This is a genomic window from Acinetobacter sp. YH12099, assembly GCF_013419195.1.
GTDB classification, from domain to species: Bacteria; Pseudomonadota; Gammaproteobacteria; order Pseudomonadales; family Moraxellaceae; genus Acinetobacter; species Acinetobacter towneri.
Genome location: NZ_VPAP01000011.1, coordinates 50,935 through 74,098 on the forward strand (window position 1 = coordinate 50,935; position 23,164 = coordinate 74,098).

Annotated in this window: 21 protein-coding genes and 1 riboswitch; of the genes, 8 read left to right on the forward strand and 13 right to left on the reverse strand. The window is 43.1% G+C overall.

Annotation, left to right across the window (positions count from 1 at the left end; all coding sequences use genetic code 11):
• Positions 1-41: 41 nt before the first annotated feature.
• The 4 genes from thrC to xerD form a co-directional block, all read right to left on the reverse strand.
• The gene (thrC, locus tag FTU39_RS08295; protein ID WP_004975706.1) at positions 42-1,181 is read right to left on the reverse strand and encodes a threonine synthase; all 1,140 of its coding nucleotides are present in this window, start codon (positions 1,179-1,181) and stop codon (positions 42-44) included.
• Positions 1,182-1,238: 57 nt separating this feature from the next.
• The gene (locus FTU39_RS08300; RefSeq protein WP_004975708.1) at positions 1,239-2,543 is read right to left on the reverse strand and encodes a homoserine dehydrogenase; all 1,305 of its coding nucleotides are present in this window, start codon (positions 2,541-2,543) and stop codon (positions 1,239-1,241) included.
• Between the two features lie 199 nt (positions 2,544-2,742).
• Positions 2,743-3,558, reverse strand: a complete 816-nt coding sequence (locus tag FTU39_RS08305) for a DsbC family protein (protein WP_004975709.1) — start codon at positions 3,556-3,558, stop codon at positions 2,743-2,745.
• A 150-nt stretch (positions 3,559-3,708) separates the two neighbouring features.
• Positions 3,709-4,626, reverse strand: coding sequence for a site-specific tyrosine recombinase XerD (gene xerD, locus FTU39_RS08310; protein WP_004975712.1), 918 nt, complete (start codon positions 4,624-4,626; stop codon positions 3,709-3,711).
• Between the two features lie 185 nt (positions 4,627-4,811).
• Here xerD and FTU39_RS08315 point away from each other — a divergent pair, with 185 nt between their 5' ends.
• From FTU39_RS08315 to ftsW, 5 genes are all read left to right on the forward strand, one after another.
• Positions 4,812-5,072, forward strand: a complete 261-nt coding sequence (locus tag FTU39_RS08315) for a FeoA family protein (RefSeq protein ID WP_004975713.1) — start codon at positions 4,812-4,814, stop codon at positions 5,070-5,072.
• Positions 5,069-6,925, forward strand: coding sequence for a ferrous iron transporter B (locus tag FTU39_RS08320; RefSeq protein ID WP_131260988.1), 1,857 nt, complete (start codon positions 5,069-5,071; stop codon positions 6,923-6,925). The genes FTU39_RS08315 and FTU39_RS08320 overlap by 4 nt, the downstream gene beginning before the upstream one ends.
• Before the next feature lie 32 nt (positions 6,926-6,957).
• A complete protein-coding gene (locus tag FTU39_RS08325) occupies positions 6,958-7,209 on the forward strand; it encodes a DUF6587 family protein (RefSeq protein WP_004975717.1) in 252 nt (83 codons plus the stop codon).
• Between the two features lie 171 nt (positions 7,210-7,380).
• Positions 7,381-8,727 carry a UDP-N-acetylmuramoyl-L-alanine--D-glutamate ligase gene (gene murD, locus FTU39_RS08330; protein WP_026438396.1) on the forward strand — a complete coding sequence of 449 codons (1,347 nt, stop codon included), beginning with the start codon at positions 7,381-7,383 and terminating at the stop codon, positions 8,725-8,727.
• 19 nt (positions 8,728-8,746) lie between these two features.
• Complete coding sequence (gene ftsW, locus FTU39_RS08335) at positions 8,747-9,943, forward strand: putative lipid II flippase FtsW (protein ID WP_180051997.1); 1,197 nt, start codon at positions 8,747-8,749, stop codon at positions 9,941-9,943.
• Between the two features lie 11 nt (positions 9,944-9,954).
• Here ftsW and FTU39_RS08340 read toward each other — a convergent pair whose 3' ends face one another.
• From FTU39_RS08340 to FTU39_RS08370, 7 genes are all read right to left on the reverse strand, one after another.
• Positions 9,955-10,194, reverse strand: a complete 240-nt coding sequence (locus FTU39_RS08340; protein ID WP_104852920.1) for a zinc-ribbon domain-containing protein — start codon at positions 10,192-10,194, stop codon at positions 9,955-9,957.
• A gap of 52 nt (positions 10,195-10,246) precedes the next feature.
• Positions 10,247-11,176 carry a tRNA glutamyl-Q(34) synthetase GluQRS gene (gene gluQRS, locus FTU39_RS08345; protein WP_004975723.1) on the reverse strand — a complete coding sequence of 310 codons (930 nt, stop codon included), beginning with the start codon at positions 11,174-11,176 and terminating at the stop codon, positions 10,247-10,249.
• A gap of 2 nt (positions 11,177-11,178) precedes the next feature.
• A complete protein-coding gene (gene dksA, locus FTU39_RS08350; RefSeq protein WP_004975725.1) occupies positions 11,179-11,706 on the reverse strand; it encodes an RNA polymerase-binding protein DksA in 528 nt (175 codons plus the stop codon).
• A gap of 212 nt (positions 11,707-11,918) precedes the next feature.
• Positions 11,919-12,725 carry a 3',5'-cyclic-AMP phosphodiesterase gene (gene cpdA / locus FTU39_RS08355; protein WP_180051998.1) on the reverse strand — a complete coding sequence of 269 codons (807 nt, stop codon included), beginning with the start codon at positions 12,723-12,725 and terminating at the stop codon, positions 11,919-11,921.
• Positions 12,726-12,735: 10 nt separating this feature from the next.
• Positions 12,736-13,356 (reverse strand): NUDIX domain-containing protein, encoded by a 621-nt coding sequence (locus tag FTU39_RS08360; RefSeq protein WP_167845707.1) that lies wholly within the window; start codon positions 13,354-13,356, stop codon positions 12,736-12,738.
• 77 nt (positions 13,357-13,433) lie between these two features.
• A complete protein-coding gene (gene thiC, locus FTU39_RS08365; RefSeq protein WP_096901934.1) occupies positions 13,434-15,329 on the reverse strand; it encodes a phosphomethylpyrimidine synthase ThiC in 1,896 nt (631 codons plus the stop codon).
• 97 nt (positions 15,330-15,426) lie between these two features.
• A riboswitch (TPP riboswitch) is annotated at positions 15,427-15,574 on the reverse strand.
• 99 nt (positions 15,575-15,673) lie between these two features.
• Positions 15,674-16,738: a hypothetical protein gene (locus tag FTU39_RS08370; RefSeq protein WP_180051999.1), complete on the reverse strand. Its 1,065-nt coding sequence runs from the start codon at positions 16,736-16,738 to the stop codon at positions 15,674-15,676.
• A 432-nt stretch (positions 16,739-17,170) separates the two neighbouring features.
• On the opposite strand from FTU39_RS08370, the gene FTU39_RS08375 reads away from it, so the two are divergent.
• Together FTU39_RS08375 and phoU are read left to right on the forward strand one after the other, a co-directional pair.
• Complete coding sequence (locus FTU39_RS08375; protein WP_104852922.1) at positions 17,171-18,508, forward strand: TolC family outer membrane protein; 1,338 nt, start codon at positions 17,171-17,173, stop codon at positions 18,506-18,508.
• Between the two features lie 450 nt (positions 18,509-18,958).
• Positions 18,959-19,681 carry a phosphate signaling complex protein PhoU gene (gene phoU, locus FTU39_RS08380; protein ID WP_004975736.1) on the forward strand — a complete coding sequence of 241 codons (723 nt, stop codon included), beginning with the start codon at positions 18,959-18,961 and terminating at the stop codon, positions 19,679-19,681.
• Positions 19,682-20,246: 565 nt separating this feature from the next.
• Here the strand turns inward: phoU and FTU39_RS08385 are convergent.
• Entirely contained in the window at positions 20,247-20,519 is a 273-nt protein-coding gene (locus FTU39_RS08385) for an oxidative damage protection protein (protein WP_180052000.1), read from the reverse strand.
• Positions 20,520-20,533: 14 nt separating this feature from the next.
• Positions 20,534-21,964 carry an argininosuccinate lyase gene (gene argH, locus FTU39_RS08390; protein ID WP_171458207.1) on the reverse strand — a complete coding sequence of 477 codons (1,431 nt, stop codon included), beginning with the start codon at positions 21,962-21,964 and terminating at the stop codon, positions 20,534-20,536.
• Here argH and FTU39_RS08395 point away from each other — a divergent pair.
• Complete coding sequence (locus tag FTU39_RS08395; RefSeq protein ID WP_178318317.1) at positions 21,955-23,109, forward strand: sensor histidine kinase; 1,155 nt, start codon at positions 21,955-21,957, stop codon at positions 23,107-23,109. The genes argH and FTU39_RS08395 overlap by 10 nt on opposite strands.
• The last annotated feature ends 55 nt before the right edge of the window (positions 23,110-23,164 follow it).

The following is a 23,164-nucleotide window of genomic DNA, read 5'->3' on the forward strand; positions in this document are numbered from 1 at the left end:
AAAACCTGCTAATGCAGGTTTTTTTGATCACGATTCAAAACTTACATGTTTGAAAGGATAGAGTCTTTTACTTGTTGCATTGTAGCATCAATAGAGAGCATCACCGCATCTGCACATTGTTTCATTGCAGTGTCAGGATCTTTCAGACCGTTACCTGTTACGGTACATACAATCACAGAACCTTCTTTGATTTTACCTGCTTTGATGTCGCGCATTGCACCACCAATAGACGCAGCAGATGCAGGCTCAACAAATACGCCTTCATACATTGAAAGCATGCGTTGTGCTTCTAAGATTTCAGCATCAGTTAGCTCATCAAACCAACCTTCTGAATCGCGTACAACGGCTTTGGCATGGTTCCAGCTTTGTGGGTTACCAATACGAATTGCAGTTGCAACAGTTTCAGGGTTTTCTACAGGCGCACCACGTAAGAATGGCGCAGCGCCAGACGCTTGATAACCCACCATGATTGGGCGGCCTTCAGGGTTTGGACCTGTGAATTTGTCCGTTGCTGCGTCATAGACCACTTGCTCGAATTGATCGGCAGATTGGTTGGCAACCGCTTCGGTATAACCCATCCAGTGTGCAGTAATGTTACCTGCGTTACCTACAGGTAAGCAGTGGTAATCTGGTGCACGACCTAACTCATCTACAATTTCATACGCAATGGTCTTTTGACCTTGTAGGCGGTAAGGGTTGATCGAGTTCACAATGGTCACAGGTGCTTGGTCAGCAACTTCTTTAACTAGACGCATACCATCGTCAAAGTTACCGCGGATTTGCATGGTGATGGCACCGTACATCATCGCTTGTGCCATTTTACCCATGGCAATTTTGCCTTCAGGAATTAAAACGAATGCTTTGATGCCTGCACGTGCAGCATAGGCAGCAGCAGCAGCAGAAGTATTACCTGTAGATGCACAGATAATGGCTTTTGAACCTTCTTCAACTGCTTTAGTAACTGCCATGGTCATACCACGGTCTTTAAATGAACCTGTCGGGTTTAAGCCTTCATACTTCACATAAATTTCAACATCTTTACCAATAATGCGTGGAATATTCTCAAGCTTAATCAGTGGCGTGTTTCCTTCGCCTAGAGAGATTGCACGTGTGGTTGCAGACACTGGTAAACGGTCACGATAACGGTCAACTAAACCAGTATAACGATTGGCATTCGACATGATGATGTTCCAATTGTGTGTAGAGCTTGGCAAGGGGAAATACTCCCCTTCACCCGATTAATTATCAAGCGATTCTAAACGAATTCGTACAATTTCGCCATGAATGGTTGGCAATGCTTGAATTTGTTGTAACGCTTCATCCATTTTCGATTCTAGGACTGGGTCAGTCAGAATCACGATAGGAATAAGGTCTTTTAAGCGTGATTGCTGCATGATGGCATCAATACTGATTCCCGCACGGCTTAAAATAGTGGTTACATCAGCAAGTACGCCAGTTTGGTCTTCGGCATTAATGCGAATGTAGTAACCCGTGGTCATTTCTTCACGGCTTAAAATTGGCAAGTCGGTTAAGGCTTCAAATGCCAATTGCGGAATTGTACCTGCGCCATCTTCGGTATAAGAAATGTCACGGACAATATCAACGACATCTGCAACTACTGCAGAGGCTGTTGGGCCTGCACCTGCACCTGCGCCATAATAGAGCGTTGGACCAACCGCATTGGCTTGTACCAAGACCGCGTTTTTCACGCCATTAACATTGGCAATCAATTCTTCTTCAGGAATTAAAGTTGGGTGAACACGCAGTTCAATGCCTTTGTCGGTACGACGGGCAATACCCAAGTGTTTGATGCGGAAACCGAGTTCTTCGGCATATTTCACATCTTGCGCGGTCACTTTGCCAATACCTTCGGTAAAGACTTTGTCAAACTGTAGCGGAATACCAAATGCACATGAAGCCAAAATAGTCAGTTTGTGTGCAGCATCAATACCTTCGACGTCAAAAGTCGGATCGGCTTCGGCATAGCCTAATTCTTGTGCTTCTTTCAGTACGTCTTCAAATGCACGACCTTTTTCACGCATTTCACTTAAAATGAAGTTGCCTGTACCGTTGATGATGCCTGCCAACCATTCAATTTTGTTGGCAGCCAAACCTTCACGGATGACTTTAATAATTGGAATACCACCTGCAACCGCAGCTTCATAGGCAATTTGTACGGCATTGTCTTCAGCTGCTTTAAATAGCTCATTGCCGTGTTCTGCAAGTAGGGCTTTGTTGGCTGTCACTACTTGTTTGCCGTGCTTCATGGCTTCCATGATCACGTCATAAGCAGGGTGAATACCGCCCATCACTTCAACCACCACGTCTACATCGGGTTGACGGACAATGTCCATCAAGTCGGAGCTTTGCTTGACCGATTCAGGCAAGTTTAGGTCAGGACGCGGACGACGTGTTCCCACATAAGTGATTTCAATTTCACGACCGGTGCGACGTCTAATCTCAGCAGCATTTTCTTTTAATAGTTTAAGGGCACCACCACCCACAGTACCAAGACCGAGGATTGCCAGACGAACTGGTTTCACGTCACACTCCATATTTTAATAACTTTAAGCAAGCCTAGATCATAGCTAAAAAAACGCGCTGACTCTAGGGCAGATCTCACTTATCTTCACAGTATAAAAAAAAGTAAAATAACGCATAAAAAATCGTTATTTATATTGGCTTCATAGATGCTACGTCTTGGTGTATTGGGATGATGCAGCATCCACAGATCCGCTATTTTTATTTGTCTAAGCGCTTGATCAATTCAGCGGTAGACAGATAGCCGCCTAAATATACGCCTTCGGCATTATAAATCGCAGGTGTGCCATTGACGCCCATATTTAAGCCCAATTGATACTGAGCACGAACAGGGTTTTTACAGTTGGCAGGTGCAATTTGTGCGCCATTCATGACCTGATTAAAGGCAGCGTGACGATCTTCGCTACACCAAATTGCTTCCATAGCAGGCATGTGCTGTTCACCACGCGGCCAAGCAATGTAACGGACTTCAATGCCTTTACCATTCATTTCATCCATTTGTTCATGTAGACGATGGCAATATGGACAGCTGACATCGGTAAATACATAAATGACGTGTTTGGTTTTGCCTTTGGCAGGGAATACCAATAAATCTTCCTGTTTTAATTCAGCAAAAATTTTCTTGTTCACGCCTGCTTGCAGGTTTTCACTGACGTTATGCAGTTCTTTGTCACCTAAACGGATCACATCGCCCTGAATAATGTATTTGCCATCACTGGTGGCATAGACCGATGACATGCCTTCAAGACTCACCCAAAATAAATTTGGAACTTCAGTGGCTTTAATGTCGGTAATTTTGGCGTTGATACCTGCAGTTTTAAAATGTTGCTGCAAGGTTGTACTTAAACGCTGTTGTGCATTGCGTTCAATTAGGGTTGATGCTTCACCCGTTGCAGGCGCACTGGCGGTGAGTGTGGTTTGCTTTTTATCTTCATTGTTTGCATTTGAACATGCGGTGATTGCAAAAGCACTTGCCAGTGAACAGGCAATCAAAAGTGTCGAGCGGGTAAATGTCATAAACAACCCTTTCTTGTTGGCATAAAAAATAGAGCGTTAGCATAACAAAAAATATTCGTGATCGTTAGGGTCTGTTGCCATTTCATAAATGGCTTACGTTCATAGATGAAGTGTCAACAGACCCTATGCTTCTACGTCGTTTTTGTTTTTTTAAGCCCGTGGATGATGTTGGGCATGCAATTGCTGCATACGGATTTGTGCAACGTGGGTATAAATTTGTGTAGTGGATAAATCGCTGTGCCCGAGCAGCATTTGTACCACACGTAAATCTGCCCCATGATTGAGTAAGTGTGTGGCAAAGGCATGTCTTAACGTGTGTGGCGATAACTCGGCTTGAATGCCTGCTTGCAGGGCATAGCGTTTAATGGCATACCAAAAATTTTGTCGGCTCATAATGCCGCCATGCACCGTTAAAAATAGATAATCGGTGGCACTTTTATACAGTTGCGGACGCGACTCGGTTAAATATTTTTCTATCCATTCACAAGCGACTTGTCCCATAGGCACCAAACGCTCTTTATTGCCTTTACCTACAATTCGTAAATAGCCTTGTTTTAGGTTGATTAATTCTAAACGTAAATTCAGCAATTCCGTCACTCGTAAACCGCAAGCATATAAGACTTCAAGCATGGCACGATCTCGTAATCCGAGTGCAGTGTTGATGTCAGGAGCGTGAATTAAGGCTTCAACATCGGCTTCAGATAAATCTTTGGGTAAGGCACGACCTAATTTTGGGGTTTTATGCGCAGCAACAGGGTTGTCAGAGCGCAGTTTGTGCTCTCTTAAAAATTTATAAAAAGAACGTAGTGCAGACAGGCAGCGTGCAATAGAGCGGGGGCTTTTTTGTTGTTTGGTGAGTTCGATGAGTACATCTGAAATATCGTCATGATTCCATTCAGGCATGGGTTTGCTGACATAGTCACTGCATTGAATTAAATCGGACAGATAGGCATTGCGGGTATGCGGGCTGACACTTTGCGCGATTAAATCGTTGCGATAGCCTTCCAAAAAGCTCAAAGCTTCTGGAATTTGTATTGCAGCAGGAATACGAGGTTTTTTGTTCAGCATAGGAATCACAGACGAAATCACAAAATTAATTGAGAAATTCGATAATAAGCAGCGTTATTTTCTACTCTAATCCAATTCAGCAAGGCTGTCGATGTGATATAAAGCATTTAAATGTAAGTCGACCTTATTTGTTAATTGTTCTCATTTGCATGTTATAATATGCAAAATGGTATAGGAATTTCACGGTGCGTTTGTCAGAACTTAAAGCAAAACAAACAGCCATCATCCGTCAGGTATTACGTACCGCCGATGGTGGAACATCCCTTAGTGACTTAGTGGCAAACCGCTTAGAAACACTGGGTTTTGTGCCGGGTACGCAGGTGCAGGTGATTACCAAAGGTATTTTTGGTGGTGATCCAATCTTGATTCAAGTGGGATTTACCCGTTTTGCTTTGCGCAAAGTAGAAGCTGAACGCATTGAAATTGAACAAGGGGTGTCCGCATGAGCGATGCCTTACGTATCGCACTTGTAGGGAATCCAAACTGCGGTAAAACATCTTTATTTAACCATTTGACAGGGACACGTCAAAAAGTTGGCAACTACGCAGGCGTGACCGTAGAGCGTAAAGTCGGGCAATTCACCTTGCCTTCGGGACAGGCGGTGCGGGTGTTGGATTTGCCTGGAACTTATAGTTTAGAAGCCACCAGTCCCGACGAAGCCATTACTCGAGATGTGGTACAAGGCAAAATAGCCGAAGAAGGTCAGCAAGATGCCTTTCTTTGTGTCGTGGATGCCACCAACCTGAAATTGCATTTGGGCTTGGTTTTGGAAATGATTGCACTGGGTCGTCCGATTTTGTTGGTACTCAACATGATGGATGAGGCGCGTCGTCGTGGCATGCAAATCAACACGCAAAAATTGTCTGAGCGTTTGGGTGTACCTGTGGTGGAAACCGTGGCAGTGCGTGATTCAGGTATTCAAAACTTAATGCATGCCTTAGATCAGGGCAAATTTGCTGTTCCGCAGACAGAATTGACAGGCTTAACAGGCAGTCAGCATCAACGGATTCAAACCATTTTGCATGATGTGGTGCACTTTGTAGATCAAGAAGACAAACGCTCCGACTTCCTCGATAAAATTTTTTTACATCCTGTATTCGGTTTAGTCAGCCTTGCGGTGATGATGTTTGTTGTCTTCCAAGCGGTATTTGCTTGGGCTGCACCGTTTATGGATGGCATCGAAAGTTTATTTGGCTGGCTAGGTGAAGTGATTGGCGAAAACATTAGCCATCCCTTGCTGAACAGCTTGATTGTGGATGGCATTATTGCGGGCGCAGGCGGTGTGGTGGTGTTCTTGCCGCAAATTTTAATTCTGTTCCTGTTTATTTTAATTTTAGAGGAATCGGGTTATTTGCCACGTGCCGCATTCTTGCTCGATAAGCTGATGTTTAGCGCAGGTTTGAGTGGTCGTGCCTTTATTCCATTGCTGTCTAGTTTTGCCTGTGCAGTGCCGGGCATTATGGCAACACGTAGTATTGCTGACCCACGTGATCGTTTAACCACGATTATGGTTGCGCCGTTAATGACTTGTTCTGCGCGCTTGCCTGTATATGCCTTACTCATCGCAGCATTCATTCCCAATCAAACCGTATGGGGCATGTTTAATTTACAAGGTCTGGTCTTGTTCGGTCTGTATATGGCAGGCATTGTGAGTGCCTTGGGCGTATCTTTTGTGCTTAAATTTTTGCAAAAAGATAAATCTGAGCATGTCTTGTTGATGGAGCTACCAAGTTACCGTTTTCCAGACCTAAAAAGTGTTTGGATTGGTTTGCTAGATCGCGCCAAAATTTTCTTAAAGCGTGTCGGTGGCATTATTTTTGCACTGTCGATTTTATTGTGGTTCTTGTGTACGTTCCCGCAGCCGCCTGAAGGCGCGACCATGCCTGCAATTGACTATAGTTTTGCAGGGATGCTGGGGCATGTATTACAGCCAATTTTTGCTCCTGTGGGCTTTAACTGGCAGATCGTGATTGCCTTGATTCCTGCGATGGCAGCGCGTGAAGTGGTGGTGGCTGCATTAGGCACAGTCTATGCCTTATCTGCAGTGGATGAAGATGCCATGTCCCAAGGTTTGGCTGCTTTAATTAGTGGTGGTGGTGAACTGGGCTGGTCATTGGCAACGGGTTTATCGTTATTGGTGTGGTTTATTTATGCACCGCATTGTTTGGCAACTTTAGCAACGGTAAAACGCGAAACAGGATCATGGCGTACGGTCAGTATTATGACCTGCTATCTATTTGGTTTGGCTTATTTCATGTCATTCCTGACTTATCAAACGGCATCGTATTTGTTGGGTTAAGGCACATGCCTGACCTACAGGAGTAGATGAACATGGTTGAAATTTTAATTGTTGCTGCATTGGTACTGTGGAGTGCTGTAGTAGTCTTTAAAAAAGTCTTTCCCAAGACTTCTGGCGCAGTTTTTCTAAAACTCTCCAATTTCTGTACTGAAAAAGGCTGGCATGGCTTGGCCAAATGGCTAAAACCTGCAGCCGCGGCAGGCTGTGGTGGGAGTTGTGGTTGTGATTCTCAAGATCAACCCGCAGAAAAGAAAGTTGAAGTTCAAGCGGTGAAGTGGAAATAGACTTGTTTATTCACTTTAGCAATATTCTTTTTAAAAACCGTCTGCAATATGACGGTTTTTTTACGCACTGACACAAAAAAACTGCAGGAACTGCAAACAGAAAAAGCATTCAAAACAGCAAAGTGCTACTATTTTGTCTGTTTCAAAATTAGCGCACAAAATGGGGCAAAAATGTTAATACAACGTGGTGGATTAAAAGTCGTTGCAGGACTTGGTATTTCTGGTGTTGCAGCCGTTAATTTTTTACATCATCAGGGTTACCGCGTTGCTGTGACAGATTCTCGCCCCACACCTCCAGGGCATGACCAAATTCCTGCCGAAGTAGAAACCCGTTTTGGTCAGTTTGATCAGGATTTATTGCTGTCTGCGGAAGAAATTGTGATTAGCCCAGGTTTAGATCCAAAACTCCCTGAAATTCAGGCTGCGATGGCGCAGGGCATTCCTGTGGTGAGTGAAATTCAGATTTTACGTCGTGCGACCGACAAACCTATTGTGGCAATTACAGGGTCTAATGCGAAAAGTACCGTTACCACACTGATTGGTTTAATGGCAGAGCAGGCAGGTAAAAAAGTCGCGGTAGGTGGAAATTTGGGACGCCCTGCGCTGGATTTGATTAAAGATGATCCTGAACTGTATATTTTAGAACTCTCCAGTTTTCAGCTAGAAACCACCTCGAATTTAAATGCAGAAGTGGCGGTAGTGCTGAACATGAGTGAAGACCATTTAGACCGTCATGGCGATATGCTCGGTTATCACACCGCCAAACATCGTATTTTTCAGGGTGTGAAAAAAGTGGTGTTTAACCGTGATGATGCTTTGAGTCGTCCGTTGGTGCCAGATCAGACTCCTATGCAAAGTTTTGGCTTAAATGCGCCTGACCTAAACCAATACGGCTTATTAAAAGATGATGATGGCAGCATGTGGTTGGCACGTGGGCGTGAGCGTTTATTAAAAAGCACCGAGATGTATATTCAAGGCACACACAATATTGCTAATGCATTAGCGTGTTTGGCATTGGGTGAAGCCATTGGTTTATCTATGCACAGCATGCTGGAAACGCTGAAAACCTTTAAAGGTTTGGAGCATCGTTGTGAATTCGTCAAAGAATTACATGGGGTGCGTTATTATAATGACTCCAAAGGAACCAACATCGGTGCAACTTTGGCAGCTTTAGATGGCTTGGGTGCAGCAATTCAGGCACAAGGCGGTAAGGTTGCGATTATTTTAGGTGGGCAAGGCAAAGGGCAGGACTTCACTGCGCTACGCCAATCATTGCAACAATATGCCAAACTGGCAGTGTTGATTGGTGAGGATGCTACGAAAATTGAAACAGCAGTTGCGGGAACAACCCAACTCTTAACTGCAGATACCTTGCAACAAGCAGTTGAAATCTGCCAACAACATACACAAGCGCATGATGTGGTGTTATTGTCACCTGCATGTGCAAGTTTTGATATGTTCTCGGGCTATCCAGAACGTGGTCACAAGTTCGTTGCTTATGTCAACGCACTGGTATAACAACAATAAGGTGTGAGATATGGCTGGCTTTGCTCAGACAACAATCAATAAACTCAATCAGGTCTATGAGCGCTGGTTACCCAAACTGCCAGCGGAAGTGAATGTACGCAATGTACTGATTTTTAGCGTACTGGCGCTGTTATGTATTGGTTCAATCATGGTGGCATCGGCTTCTATGCCTTATGCCGAGCGCATGCATGAAAATGCCTTTCACTATGTATTGCGTCATGGCATTTCTATTGTGGTGGCATTAATCGCTGCCGTGATTGCCTATAGAGTGCCGCTGAATACCTGGTTTAACAACACCTTCTTTCTGTGGATTGTGACCATTGCCTTGTTGGCTGCAGTGTTGCTGGTGGGTACTGAAGTCAATGGTTCTAAACGCTGGATTCGGGTCGCAGGTTTTACCCTGCAAGCTTCCGAAGTCGCTAAAGTGATGATGGCCATTTTTACCGCTGACTATGTGGTGCGCCGTGCCGAAGAAGTGCGTAATAACATTAAAGGTCTGATTCGTCTTGCAGTGATTATGGCAGTCACGGTAGGTTTGGTGATTGCAGAGCCTGACTTGGGGGCGACCGTGGTGATTGCCTTGACCATGTTAGGGGTCTTCTTTTTAGCTGGTGCGCCATTAATTCAGTTTGGTATTGCCTTTGGCGCGATTATTGCCGCCTTTGTGTTTTTGGTGGTATTTGAGTCTTATCGTTTTGAGCGTTTAATGTCGTTCTCAAACCCGTGGAATGACCCTTTGGGTGTCGGTTATCAGTTGTCTAACGCCTTAATGGCATTTGGACGCGGTGAATGGGCAGGCGTAGGCTTGGGGCATAGTATCCAGAAAATGTCCTATTTACCTGAAGCACATACGGACTTTATGTTGGCTGTCTTAGGTGAAGAGTTTGGCTTTTTAGGCATTTTTGTGGTGTTGAGCTTGTCTTTTGCTATACTGATTGCCTGCATTAAAATTGGTCATCGCGCCCTGAAAAACCAGTACTTACGTGCAGGATATTTGGCTTATGGCATCAGCATTATCTTCTTATTACAGATTATGGTGAATGCAGGCATGAATATGGGTATGTTGCCTACCAAAGGTTTGACTCTACCTTTTATTAGTTATGGTGGTTCATCGTTAATTATGTGTGCAGTGATGGTGAGTTTGATTCTGAAAATTGAAGCCAGCACGCATGAGATTAACCCTAGCCGTGAAGAATCCAGCTTCTAGAATTTATCCTTCTATTTCGCTTCTGGCTGAGCATGGTGCAAGACCATGCTTGGCATGACTGTTCCGCAGTGTAAGCACTTGACTGTAGTATTTTTTTGTTTAGACATAGGAAACAAGGGAATAAAAAATAAGGAAAAATATTGTCGTTGCTGTCTGAGTTCATAGCTACTGCGAGTGCGGCAAACGGGGCAGCTAAATTGACTTTTCTCGACCACTTTGGTTTTCGGTCCAACACCAAAAATAAAAAACATGACACAACCTCAAATGATCCATTTCAATTTGAGCATAACTGAATTTTAAATTTTATAAATAATAGCCGTGTAAAGCTGTGCCTGCAGGAATACGTGAAAGATCCCATTGCTGAATGGCTTGCGTAAGCATGCGTGCAGGGGTGTCTAATTCGACAGTGGCTTGATTTAAGGCAGTTAAAGCGGCTTGTAGCAGCTTCGGTGCTTGGGCTAAATCTAAAGCTTGTGCCAAGTTCTGTTTAGACAGTTTTTGCCCTTGTGCATTCATGGCTAAAGGCAGGTGCGTGTAGCTGAGTTTAGGGTAGCCTAACAGTTGCCCCAAATAGATTTGCCGTGCGGTGTTGTCGAGTAAATCTGCGCCGCGAACCACATGGGTAATGCCTTGCAAATAATCATCCACCACCACTGCCAGTTGATAATTGATAATGCCATCACGCCGTTTTAGGACAAAATCGCCCAAGTCCTGCGCAAGGTTGGAACATTGTTTGTCTTGCAGGCGGTCTTGAAAGCAAATCTCTTGGTCTGTGACTTTGACTCGAATCGCTTGATTGGCAAAATCTAAACCTAAATTGCGGCAAGTCCCTGCATAAATATGATTGGAGCCAAGCATTTTGCGGGTGCATTGACAGGCATAGACCAAGTCGCGTTGCTGCAATTGTTGCAACACGGCTGCATAGAGATCGAGGCGATCTTTCTGGAAAATAATTTCGGCATCCGGCTCAAATTGAAAGGCATCAATACAACGCAAGATATGATTTTCACTGCCAGGGTAAATGCGTGGGATGTCAGTATCTTCAATACGTACCAGCCAAGTGCCGTGCTGGGCTTTGGCATCGCAATAACTGGCAACGGCAGTAATGAGAGAGCCAAAATGCAAAGGGCCGGTTGGCGATGGCGCAAACCGACCTGAGTAGCGCGTCAGCGAAATATGATCTCGCTGCTGCGCATGGGGAGCATGCTCCGCTAAAGAATTTTCAACAGTCACAATTAACCGTTATTTTGCTTCTCTTTGATCTCTGCCAAAGTTTTGCAGTCAATACATAACGTTGCCGTTGGGCGTGCTTCTAAACGACGCAGACCAATTTCGATACCACAAGTTTCACAGAAACCATAGTCATCGTTTTTAATCGCTTCAATGGATTGTTCAATTTTACGAATCAATTTACGTTCACGGTCACGGGTACGTAATTCAATCGCAAATTCTTCTTCTTGTGTCGCGCGGTCATTCACATCAGGCAAAGCGGTATTTTCGTCTTGCATGGTGTTGAGTGTACGATCTACTTCTGACATTAACTCTTCTTTCCACGCCATTAAAATTTGACGGAAATGTTCGAGTTGTCCTTCAGACATGTATTCTTCATTCTTTTTCGGCTGATAAGGTGCAATACCAAATAAGCTAGCTGTAGAACCACCCTCTAAAGCCTTTGGCTTTGCCTTACGCACGCGTTTTGTAGCTTTTTCTTCTACAAGATCTGTTTGTTCGTCCAAGACTTGATTTTGGTTGTCATTCGCCATGTAGGGCATTCCTCATCATATGCGTAAGATTCATACGCGAAAAATATGGTGATATGCAAGTGTTTTTATCCACTCCCTCAGAAAGAATTCTCTCTTCGGGGGACGTCATCATATAGACTTTTTTTGATTATGGATAGTCTTTGATGTTTGGATGTGTTATCGCATTTTTTCGTTGAAGGCATAAAGTAAAGCAAAAAAAATAAAATGGAAAGTTAATACCCTGAAATTTCAAAATTTATTTGTTGTGTGACATGCTCAACCCGATGCACTTGGGTGCTAAAACTGCCATCTGCATTCAAATGTAACACACGGTAACCCGGTGCCTCAGGCCCAAGCGCAAAGTGCTGGCTATGTGGTTTAAATTGCACGCAGGTCGAAGGCGTAGAGTAAAATTGAATCCCTTGCCATTCATTTAATGAGTCTTGATGCACATGCCCACACAGCACCAATTTGACATTGTTGTGGCGTGCCAATACATCAATTAAGGCTTCGGTATTTTTAAGTTTGTGCTGATCTATCCAGTGCGATTGCATATCAAAAGGATGGTGATGACAGGCAATAATCACCTGCTGCTGCGCATGTTGCTGTAAAAGCTGATCTAACTGCTGTAATTGTGCTGCGTCCATCCAGCCATCAATCCGACCTTTAACCGCAGTACTCAGTAAAATGACACTCCAATTGCCCAACTCAATTGCATGAACTTGATTGGACTGTAAATGGAATGGAAAAACCGCGGCATCATCATGATTGCCCGGAATCTGGAAATGCGGCGTATTCAAAGTCTGCATAAACTGCAAATAACGCTGATAGGTTTCAGCAACAGGGATTTGTGCTAAATCGCCTGTATGGAAAATAGCATCGAGCTGCGGATATTGCTGTTGAATATCGTGCATTACCGCGTGAAAGCTGCGTTCAGGATTCATGTGCACAAACTCTAAATCTTCCTGATTCATGAGGTGCGTATCTGAAATTTGTACAATGGTCCAGCGTTGCTGATGATTGTTTGAGAATAAAGTCATGCCTGACCCCTTAGACATCCTTCACGGTTTTAATTTGTTGTTGTAACCATTGCAATGCCATAATGACAGGTGCGTTCTTTAGCCGACCATTGGTCAGTAAGTCAGGAATGTCCTGATAATCAATAATATGTAGTTGGATGTTTTCTCCCTCATCTGGCATTCCAAAAACGCCACCTTCCTGTGGTAGCGTGGTATTCGCACTATATAAGTGGAACAGCTCTGCGCATGCACCTGCAGATGGATAAAAACTGAATAAATGTTGTAATTCTTTTAATTCACAGCCCGATTCTTCCAAAGCTTCACGACGAATGCAGCTTTCAGGTGATTCATTACCATCTAACACGCCTGCAATCACTTCGAGTTGCCAAGGCGAGTCGCAATCATCAATTGCACCAATACGGAATTGTTCAATCAGGGCAAATTTTTGTTGTGCTGCATCATAAATGAGTACCCCAGCCGCTTCAGGGCGTTGAATGAGTTCACGCTGAAGGACTGGGGTATAGGTGGTTTGATTAAACAAGCGATGGCTCAGGCTGACTTTCTCAACCTGAATAAACCCGCGATACAGGTATTCACGCTGGTGAATCTGTGCATCGTGTTGACCATAAGTTGCTTGTTGAATAATCTTCATAAACTCTCATCAGGATGAGCAAAGCATGATTTCATCCTAACTGAGATTTGATTGAATACAAACGCTTTTTAAACAATTTATAGCTTATGGTACAATTTTTGACCATGTTCCTGATAAGCGGTTTTCATGGCTTTGAGACCTGATTCTACCTCTGCATCTACTTGCTCTGTTTTGTTCGCAGCATTTTGATTTTGTGCATAATCTCTCACATTTTGCGTGATTTTCATCGAACAGAACTTTGGTCCGCACATTGAACAGAAGTGTGCAGATTTATGCGCTTCTTTTGGCATGGTTTCATCATGCATGCTGCGTGCGGTATCTGGGTCAAGGCTTAGGTTGAACTGATCTTCCCAACGGAATTCAAAACGTGCTTTAGATAGGGCATTGTCACGGGCTTGTGCACCTGGGTGACCTTTGGCAAGGTCGGCCGCGTGGGCTGCAATCTTATAGGTGATGATGCCATCTTTGACGTCTTTTTTGTTTGGTAAGCCTAAGTGTTCTTTAGGTGTCACATAGCACAGCATCGCTGTACCGTACCAGCCAATCATCGCTGCACCAATTGCAGAAGTAATATGGTCATAACCTGGTGCAATATCCGTGGTTAATGGGCCGAGTGTATAGAATGGTGCTTCTTTACAGACTTCAAGTTGCAAGTCCATATTTTCTTTGACCATGTGCATTGGTACGTGCCCCGGGCCTTCAATCATCACTTGCACATCATGTTCCCAAGCGCGGTGAGTCAATTCACCCAAAGTTCGCAGTTCGCTGAATTGTGCTTCATCGTTGGCATCTTGAATACAACCCGGACGTAAACCATCACCTAAGCTGAACGATACATCGTAAGCTTTCATGATTTCGCAGATTTCATCAAAGTGTGTGTAAAGGAAGTTTTCTTCATGATGCGCCAAACACCATTGCGCCATGATTGAACCGCCACGCGATACAATACCTGTTAAGCGATTGGCCGTGAGTGGTACATAACGCAATAACACGCCTGCGTGAATGGTGAAGTAATCCACACCTTGTTCAGCCTGTTCAATCAGCGTGTCTTTAAAGATTTCCCAAGTGAGGTCTTCGGCAATGCCGTTTACTTTTTCTAGTGCCTGATAAATAGGTACAGTACCAATTGGCACAGGCGAGTTGCGGATAATCCATTCACGGGTTTCATGGATGTTTTTACCTGTCGATAAATCCATGATGGTATCTGCACCCCAACGGGTCGCCCAAGTCATTTTTGCGACTTCTTCATCAATACTTGAACCCAGTGCCGAGTTACCAATATTGGCATTGATTTTGACCAAGAAGTTGCGACCAATAATCATCGGCTCACATTCTGGGTGGTTAATGTTGGCAGGGATAATTGCACGGCCTTCAGCTACTTCCTGACGTACAAATTCAGGTGTGATTTCAGTCAGATTTTTAGCCCCAAAGTTTTGCCCTGGATGTTGACGCATATCGACACCTTCGCGTTGGCGTTGGTTTTCACGAATGGCGATATATTCCATTTCAGGGGTAATGATGCCTTGTTTGGCATAGTGCATTTGGGTGACGTTTTTACCCGCTTTGGCACGACGCGGCTTTTGAATATGGGCAAAACGGATCTCTGCAGTACGAATATCGCGTAAACGCTCTTGACCAAATGCCGAGCTAAGGGTTTCTAGTTTTTCGGTGTCTTGGCGCTCTTCAATCCAGCTGTCGCGGATGTTCGGCAAGCCTTTATTCAGATCAATTTCAACATTTGGATCGGTATATACACCTGAAGTGTCATACACCATGAGCGGCGGATTGTGCTCACCGCCTAAACCTGTTGGGGTGTCGGTCAGTTCAATTTCACGCATTGGCACCTGAATGTCTGGGCGTGAGCCTTGGATATAGACTTTTTTCGATGCAGGTAAAATGCGGGTTAAATCTTTGGCATCTTGCTCGTGTTGAGCAGAAATATCAGCAGGGGATAGATTCGTTAATTGGTTCATTGCAATGATCCTGAAGAATGAAATCAACGAATCAAGCACGACCAAAAACAAGGGCAAACTGATCTGTCTTGAACAAGGGAACAATTTGGGTGCTATGTTTTTAGATGGGCTTGATTCCTACGCAGGTTTTAACCTGATCAGGTTCAACGGTACTTGGGTTTACAGCTTGGTTTGCAGATTTTAGGCTACAAACTCAGCATGGACACAATCTCAGCGAGGCATTACTCGCGCTCCGTCAAGCTGTATAAATAGTAGCACGTTGTTGGTATAAAAGCAGGCTTCGCGCGGCTTTTATTCTTTGATGCCTAATGACAAGTATTTGAGCTTTAAGCGACTTTGGATAATTAGCGAGTAATACAAACGGCATCACTAAAACAATCGCGTTTTGCATGGATGGAGATGTTCTTTAAATTTAAATATTGATGCAACTGTGCATGTACTAAAGCATCATCGCCATATTCACGCTGTTCACGTGCAGTGGGCTGTGCTGCAATTTCAGTGAGTCGTTGTTCACTGCTCATGTGTAAAAAGGCAAGGAATTTACGCGCTTGCTGTGCTAAGGGAGATTTTTGCAACTTTGCCAGTTTTTTAATTTCAAATAATACGGCAGGTTGGATACTGTATTCATCGACATAATCCTGAGAAACAGGACTGTTGACTGTGCCTTTAAACAGCAGCAAGGCATACACTTCGGCTAGATAACGTGCATCCCGTATAAAGTGACTTTTAGGATAACGCTGCACGTAATCTTCCCAAAATAAGGCGCGTTCTGCCAAATCGGCAGCATCAAGGGTGAGTCCACCATCACGCAAGCTGTGCTGCATATTGTCATTGGCCATTCTTTCAATAAAAATCTGCTCGGCATCGGGCATGTAAGGCGCAAAAATAATGGCTAAGTATTGTGGGCTACGACGATAAACCAACTGTGCTTCACCTGCATCGTATAGCTCTAAATAGGCTTGTCCCTTATGTTTCAATAAATATTGATCACGCAAGGCAAAGTTTTCAAAATGACTTTGCTGAATGGTCGGATGCTGCGCCATATCAAAAGCATGTTGATCAAAAGCGGCTTGTTCTGCAGCGCTGCGTTCTACATGCAAAAAGCGTTGATACATTTGGGTCGAAAGATTGAGTAAATTTAATTGCTCATTTAAAGGTAGCAACGGTAGGCAAACTTTTAAATCCTGATTAATTTGTTCTAGCGCAAACGTGGTGCGGGTATTGTCAATTTGCTGCATATTGTGCTGAATGTTTTCACATATTTGGGTCAAATCCACAGGCTCGCTGGCACTGGCCTGTACCTTTGGTGGTTCAGCTACGGGAGGTGTATCTGAATTTTGGCAGGCGAGCAAATACAGACAACTGCCAAGCAGTAGGGCAAGTTTACTGGCGCGAAGAAATTTAACCATTACAGCAATTCAACATGAGTATTCATTCATCATCTAGTGCCTTCATTTAGGCACTATGGATTCCAAAAATTCAAAATGAGTCATTCATACCAAAATTCTAAATTTAAAATATCCGCTGTGAGGCACACGGTTTTAGAAGCTTGGGTCGAAGGACGAGGGGAGAGCTTGCATTGTAAAGTCAAAGCCGCGGAGTAAATTGTAGTATTCTGCTAGAGTTTGGTTACATGCCTGTGAGTAAGTGCCACTTTATGCAGTGATTGTTAGCACGTGTATGGCTTTGCTTAAGTATTGCAATGAATTGAAATAATATGAAAAATTATCAAAATTAATGAAAGTCATACGAAAAAAATGCAAATTCGCTTTAGTATGGGCGGTGTAAAAATACATTGCAGTAGGATTGACGAAATTACAGAGTGGGTTGATCGAAAAATAATGAAAAAAATGATGTTAGTAACATGCTTATGTTGGATGAGTTCAAGCGCTTTTGCTTTGGATTTAATGCAAGCCTATCAGCGTGCTCAAAATAGCGATCCGACTTGGCGCGCACAGCAATTACAATATCAGGCCGATCAATTAAATTTAGGGCTTGCGCAAGGCAATTTACTGCCAACTGTGACTCTGTCGGGCAATATCACCCGTAAAAGTCAGGAAATGAGTCGAGTCAATATTGCCAGTTCCTCGCCAGAGCTTTTAAGCAGTTCATCTTCAACTTCACGTCAAGTCGCGTTAACAGCACGTCAGCCTTTATTTCGTTGGGATGCTTGGCAAGCCCTGAAACAAGTCAAAACCTCGTTAAGCCTGAGTGAAGTCACCTTACGTTTACAACAACAGCAACATATTTTGAATGTATCAGAAGCGTATTTTAATGTGCTGAGACAGCAGTCTTTAACAACAGCATATTTACAAGAAGAAAAAGCTTTGTTGGAACAGCTCAATATGATGAATGCCAAACTGCGTGAAGGTTTGGTGGCTAAAAGTGAAGTCAGTGAAGCCAATGCGCAATATCAAAATGCACGAGCGAACAGGATTGGAACACATGTGCAGTTGGTTTTGGCACAAGAGCAGTTGGCACAATTGATTGGGCCATATCAAGAAAGTTTGGCAGTTTTGCGAGATGACTTTCAATTTCAAAAACCTGTGCCTGAAAGTTTAGAGGCATGGTCGCAATTGGCACAAACTCAAAATTTGGCTATTCAACAGGCACGTTTGCAGCGACAATATGCCGAAGATGCACGTCGGGTTGAACAAGCAGCACGTTATCCGCAGGTAGAAGCTGTGGGCAGTTATGGTTATGCCAAACAAAGCCCTGAAAGTATCATGTCGCCCGATGGTCAGTTCGACCAGGTCGGGATTGAAATGAACTGGAATGTGTTTAGCGGTGGGCGGGTCAATAAAAATGTGCAAAAAGCAGTGGTTTTGGTACAAAAATCTGAAGCCGAGCTAGATGCAGCAATCCGTAAAGCCAATACCGATGTGAAACAGGCATATTTACAAGTCGAAACTGATCAAGCCAAATTGCAGGCGCGACAGGCTGCAATGAATTCAGCAGATTTAGTGGCACGAGCATCCAAAGCGCAATATCAGGAAGGTTTAAAAACCATGGTGGATGTACTGTTGGCACAGCGTAACGCCTTTTCTGCCAAGCAGGATTATCTCAATGCACAGTATGACTATTTGAAGCATGTGTTACAGTTGAAAGCAGCCGTTGGGCAATTGACTGAACAAGATGTGCAGGAAATGAATGCTTGGTTGATTCGGAAAGCCATATAGGGTCTGTTGACATTTCATAAATGGCTTGCGCTGTAGGCTAAAACTGAGCAGATCAGGCATGAAACGCAGGGAATAGCGAGACTATTGCCAAGTTTCATAACGCAATCTGAGAAAGTTTTAGCCACATGAGCAAGAACAAAGCGTTGCTTTGTTTGCTGCGCAAGGGGGCGAGCATATTTTTGCTACTATTGCTTTATGAGTCAGTCATTTAGAATGACTAAATTTCCTGTCCCATGCCTTATATCAGCTAAAAAATATGCGTTGCCGCAAACATAGACGAAATGTCAACAGACCCAAGTCATTTTGTCATCTGAATGGCTTATGCTGTTTAAAGACAGAAACGATCAGACTTGAGAGTTTGGTGAGAAAATGTCATAAAAACGTCATCATTGCTGTGCTTTAATATTCAATCATTGCGTCAGTCTATCCTTTTGTTGTGGAGTGTATTCCTTGAGTACGAATAATCCTGTGTTAAGTCACCATATTTCTTCTCAGTTCAATGAAGATTTGCAGGATGTAAATACCAAATTTATGGCCATGGGTGGTTTGGTAGAGCAGCAGGTTGCCAACTCGATTCACGCACTCTTGGATACCGATGCAGCCTTGGCGGTAGAAGTTCAGTTCCAAGACAATGTTGTCAATCGCATGGAAACCGAAATTGATGAAGCCTTAACGTTGATTTTGGCGCGTCGTCATCCAGCCGCAATTGATTTGCGTATGGTGATTGCCATGTCTAAAGCCAATACTGACTTAGAGCGTATTGGTGATGAAGCTGCAAAAATTGCCCGTATTGCCCAAAACTTATGTGAAGAAGGTGGTTCGCCACGCGGCTATATGGAAACACGTCATATTGGTAACCAAGTGCGTGTCATGATTCACGATGCACTGGATGCTTTTGCACGTTTAGATGTCGATCAAGCACTGCGTGTTTTACTTGCCGATGCCGATATTGACCGTGAATATCAATCTGCAACACGTACTCTAATGACGTATATGATTGAAGATCCGCGTCATATTTCACGTGTGATTAATGTGATGTGGGTGTTACGTTCATTAGAGCGTATTGGTGACCACGCACGAAATATTTCAGAACAAGTGATTTATATGGTCAAAGGTTTTGACGTACGTCATACCAGCGTCAAAGAAATTGAAGAAAAAGTACAGGAACGCTAAGTTCAGCTTTTTTGAATATTCAGCCTCATCTAATGATGGGGCTTTTTTTATGGCTTGAATGAGTCTTTTTGATTTTTGCTGATCTTTAAGATTTTGAAATAACCTGAATTTTGGATAAAAAAAATCTCAGACTTTGGGGGAAATCTGAGATTGAAATCGGGGATATTTATTATAGTGAGAGATAATTGCTTATCTCCTTGAAAATAAGTATAGGGAAATCACACTCAAGAATCATGTGGTTTATTGTAGTGGAATGTAGCGTTTTATATGCAAATGTATTTTTAAATTACATTATTTTTAGTGTGATTATTTTTTAAACTATTCTTTTTGAAATCAATAATTAATCTATTGTTAAGTGTTTTGTTGTGACTATAAAATATACGCTTCAATCGAGAAATAAAAATAGGAAATTAGCTTAACTTTTTGAATCTATTTTCATTTATTTAAAGTACTGTTGTTGTAATTCATCATAAATAAGATCATAAAAAAAGAGCCTTCGTAAAGACTCTTTTAATGATAATGCGAACAAGGTTTGAATTTTCTAAAATGAAAAACAGTACTTGGATTAGTTTTGAGGTTTTAAGCCTTCTGCGACTTCCAAGCTGGCATCATTGTTGAGAAACTTCTCGCGTTGTTCTTCCAAAAACTTTTTCGCTTCAGGTTCAAACACATTTAAACGCTTTTCATTAATGAGCGTAGTTTGGTGTTTTAGCCATTCCTGCCAAGCCTGTTTAGATACCGTTTCAAGTAATTCTTGACCTTTGGCACCCGGAAAAGGAGCGAAATCCATCGCTTCCATATCGGTTTGATATTTACGACAAAATATTTGTTTAGACATCTCTCACTTCCTGATTATGCGTAAAGTTGAGCAAGACGTGTTTGGGCACGTTCAATTGCCGCTGCAACTTGTGCAGGCGCCGTACCACCAATATGATCACGTGCATTTACAGAGGCTTCAAGAGTCAGTGCTTTTTCAAATACATCAGCTTGAATTAAATCTGAGAATTGCTGTAATTGTTCTAGGCTAAGCTCAGACAAGTCTTTGCCTTCTTGTACGCCCAATGCTACGGCTTTACCTACAATTTCATGTGCATCGCGGAATGCCACGCCATTTTTTACTAAGTAATCTGCAAGGTCAGTTGCCGTAGAGAAACCACGTAATGCAGCTTCACGCATTTCTGCAATGTTTGGTACTAAAGCAGGAATCATATCGGCAAATGCCATGAGCGAGCCGCGCACGGTATCAATGGCATCAAACAAAGGTTCTTTGTCTTCTTGGTTGTCTTTGTTGTAGGCAAGCGGTTGACCTTTCATCAGGGTCAACAGACTCATTAAATCGCCATAAACACGACCTGTTTTACCGCGCACCAATTCTGGTACGTCTGGGTTTTTCTTCTGCGGCATAATGGATGAGCCAGTGCAGAAACGGTCTGGAATATTCACAAATTTGAACTGTGCCGATGTCCATAAAATCAGTTCTTCAGACATACGCGACAAGTGCATCATAATTAAAGATGCAGCAGCGTTAAACTCAATCCCGAAATCACGGTCTGATACAGCATCTAACGAGTTTTCAGATACAGCTTCAAAGCCCAACAATTCTGCGGTAAAAGCACGGTCAATTGGGTAAGTGGTACCTGCCAAAGCAGCAGAACCCAAAGGCATACGATTAACACGTTTGCGGCAGTCAATTAAACGCTCAGAGTCACGTACCAACATTTCGAACCATGCCATAAGGTGATGACCAAAAGTCACAGGCTGTGCGGTTTGCAAATGGGTAAAACCAGGCATAATGGTATGCGTGTTTTTGGCTGCCAAGCTCAAAATGCCGTGTTGTAATTTTTTTAATAATTCTAAAATGGCATCAATTTCGTCACGGACATACAAACGAATATCGGTTGCCACTTGGTCGTTACGGCTACGACCAGTGTGTAATTTTTTACCTGTAATGCCAATACGCTGAGTAAGGCGCGATTCGATGTTCATGTGGACATCTTCAAGGTCAATACGCCATTCAAATTGACCTGCTTCAATTTCAGCCTGAATGGTATTTAAACCTTGGATAATATCGTCACGCTCTTCAGTCGTAAGTACGCCTACTTTGGCAAGCATCGTTGCATGCGCAATTGAGCCAGCAATATCTTGTTTATAAAAGCGTTGGTCAAATTGAACAGATGCTGTAAATTCAGCAACAAAAGCATCAGTCGCTTCAGAGAAACGACCGCCCCACATACCCGAAGTTTGGGCTTGTGACGGATTTGAGGAATTAGAAGATGTGGTCATATCGGCTCAATAAAGTAAAAAGCGGTGATTTGGACAAGAGTATAACAAATTCAGATTCACTTGCCGAAGAACAAGCCAATCAAACTTATGCTGATACGCAGGCAGAGCAACATGAGCTGTATTTTTTTACGAAAATAGGGCGTTGGCAATATCTAATTGAATTATTTATTGGCAGTAATGCTTTGGCAATGGTCTTGGCATTGGCTGAAGCACAAGGCTGGCATGGCTTAAGTTTTGCTCGGGTGCTGCAATACGTGCTCTATATTAATTGGGTGGTGTTGTGTTTTGCGGCCTTGGTGGAGTTTTTTCAGGCGCGTTTTTTACGCATGGGCTTGAGTTTATCTTTTTTGGTCAGTTTTTTGCTGCTGCAAGGCATCGTGTTGCTGACCACACTCAGTTTAAATACCTTGTTGCATTTTGGGCAAAACTTTCATCTACAGCAATTTGGTATAGATGATCTGTTACATGGCGTTGGACTGCATTTGAGTTATGGCGTGTTATTGGGCGCATTTTGCTTTCGTTATATTTATGTACGTGAACAGGCGATTCAGCAACGGCATAGTGAATTACAAGCGCGGGTACATGCCATGCAGGCGCGTATTCACCCACATTTTTTATTCAACAGCCTCAATAATGTGATTAGTCTCATTGCCATAGATCCCGATAAAGCCGAGCAAATGTTGCTCAATTTGTCGCGTTTATTTCGTGCCAGTTTGCAAGAATTAAAACTGGTTAGCCTGAAAGATGAGATCGAACTTTGCCAGCGATATTTAGACATAGAACAAATTCGTTTAGGCGAGCGTCTGACCGTGGAATGGAAAATTGAACAACCGCAACTGCTCAGTCAGGTACAAATACCCTTATTAACTTTACAACCCTTGTTAGAAAATAGTATTTTTCATGGAGTTGAAAAAGTTTTAGCAAAGAGTACGATAAGTATATTGATCGAAATATTGCAAAACCAAGTCAATATTGTCATTACAAATCCGTATGTCAGCGATAAAATAAATTTAAGACAAGGACACGGTATCGCGCTACAAAACGTGAAACAGCGTTTACAGGCTTATTATGGGCGCAGTGTCGCTTTTCAAAGTTATGCGGGGAATGGTATGTACACGACGGTGTTGCAATATCGCTATAAATAAAAAAACTTGTGATTGTTCTGATTTTTCTTAACTTGATAAAAATAAAGTATTCAAC